A 2,253-nucleotide genomic window follows, 5' to 3' on the forward strand; every position below is an offset into this window, starting at 1 on the left:
AATTTATCTGCCAATTCAGCTGGTAAACTGGTTAGACCTTCTACCCGCTCGACCGTACCAGAATCATTTCCTCTGCCACCTGATGACTCGCTAGTAACAGTTGCTGAACTGGACGGTTGTACCACATCGGCCGATGCCAATGGCATACCAAATAACAGGACACCTATCATAACAGAACAAGCACCGATAGCATATTTTCGAATACTAAACTTACATTTCTTTTCCATAAAGGAACCTTCCTATCTGTACGCTTCTCACCAGTAAGCGTTTGCAACTTTATTTAAAAAAATATATTTTATTTGACTTATTTAAATTGAATTTATCGTAAAAACAGACGGAACATAACTTACACTATATCTTTTCTCAAGCCATGTTCCGCCCTTAAATCGCTGGTACATAGACTAATGGCTATGTACCAAACTTTGTGTCGGAAATGTTTTTTTACATATTTTCCTTCTTCTTCATCAGGAATAATCCTGTCAATGCTAACAGAGGGCCGAGAAGGAAGGCTGAATCTGTTGCTGTGCCTGTACTTGGTAAGGTTGCTGACTTAGTGACTGGACTTTTAGTAGAACCATCTACTTTAGCTCCGTGCACTTGCTCCTGCACCTGCGGGGTTGCAGTTGACTTGTAAACAACCGCATAAACACCTAGCTGATCTGTCATGTACTCGATATAATGACCTTTTTGCTGGAAGGATACCGCATCAAGCTGATCAGCCGCTGTCATAAAGAAGACATTTTCAACATCTTTGTTAGATGCAACTGGAAGGCTGACAAAGACCTTGCCCTTAGGCTGAACAGCTTTGCCAAATTGGTCTTCTAGTCTAATGTCATAAGCATCATAGAGCTTACCTTCTAGGCTTTGAGCTGCCACTTTCTTAACCTTCAAGACTACAACTTGATCAAGCGTAGACTTCATGCCAATCACTTGAACCTTGGTAGCTTCGTCCGTCAAGATACGTAAGTTATTTTCTGGCTTAGATGGTTTAGATGGCTCTACAGGCTTCTCTGGTGTAGTTGGTTTGTTTGGTTTCTCTTCCTTGCTTCCAACTTCCACAATCTGATCAACTGGATCTTTGGAAACGAAGCTATCACGAGTGATGCGACCGGTTTCCTGACCATTTTCGATGGTCACTTCCACAAGTGTGGTCTTCTCGCCGTCCTTGCCTTCTTGGACAACCTTTCGGGTGCCCTTAGGTAATTGAGCACTTTCACGTTCGACGGTATTAAACGGTAGAGTCTCTGTCACAATATCCAAGCGTGGCTGCTCGACAACAAGATTCTTAACACCTTCAGCTGGAGTGATTTGCTCGACTGGTTTACCAACTTCCACAATCTTGTCGACTGGGGCTTTAGAAATGAAGCTATCGCGAGTCAGTCGACCGCTTTCCTTGCCATTCTCAATCGTCACTTCCACAAGCGTTGTCTTTTCACCGTCCTTGCCTTCTTGGACAACTTTTCGTGTCCCCTTAGGCAATTGAGCACTTTCATGTTCAACAGTATTAAACGGTAGAACTTCTGTCACAATATCTAAGCGCGGCTGTTCGACAACAAGATTCTTAACGCCTTCAGCTGGAGTGATTTGCCCAACTGGCTTGCCAACTTCCACAATCTTATCAACTGCGTCTTTGGAAACGAAACTATCGCGAGTGATGCGACCAGTTTCTTGACCATTTTCGATGGCCACTTCGACAAGTGTGGTCTTCTCACCAACCTTGCCTTCTTGGACAACTTTTCGGATGCCCTTAGGCAATTGTGGATTTTCACGTTCGACGGTATTAAAGCCAACCTCTTCAGTCACCACATCCAAGCGTGGCTGCTCGACAACCAGATTCTTAACGCCTTCTGCTGGTGTAACTTGCTCAACTGGTTTGCCAACTTCCACAATCTTGTCGACTGGGGATTTGGAAACAAAGCTATCGCGAGTCACACGACCAGTTTCTTGACCATTTTCGATGGTTACTTCAACAAACGTGGTCTTTTCACCGTCCTTGCCTTCTTGGACAACTTTTCGGGTGCCCTTCGGCAATTGTGGGTTTTCACGTTCGACGGTATTAAACGGTAGAACTTCTGTCACGATATCAAGTCGTGGTTGCTCGACAACCAGATTCTTAACGCCTTCTGCTGGACTGATTTGCTCAACTGGCTTGCCAACTTCCACAATCTGATCGATTGGATCTTTAGAAACGAAGCTATCGCGAGTCACACGACCAGTTTCTTGGCCATTTTCGATTGTTACTTCCACAAGCGT

At 44.4% G+C, this 2,253-nt stretch carries 2 protein-coding genes; both read right to left on the bottom strand.

Annotated elements, in window-relative coordinates; translation table 11 throughout:
* The coding region (locus tag D8872_RS10550) for a YSIRK-type signal peptide-containing protein (protein WP_125390878.1) at positions 1 to 227 on the bottom strand (227 nt) is incomplete at its 3' end.
* 214 nt (positions 228 to 441) lie between these two features.
* The coding region (locus D8872_RS10555) for a G5 domain-containing protein (protein WP_125390879.1) at positions 442 to 2,253 on the bottom strand (1,812 nt) is incomplete at its 5' end.

This window comes from Streptococcus cristatus, from assembly GCF_003943815.1.
Taxonomy (GTDB): Bacteria; Bacillota; Bacilli; order Lactobacillales; family Streptococcaceae; genus Streptococcus; species Streptococcus cristatus_F.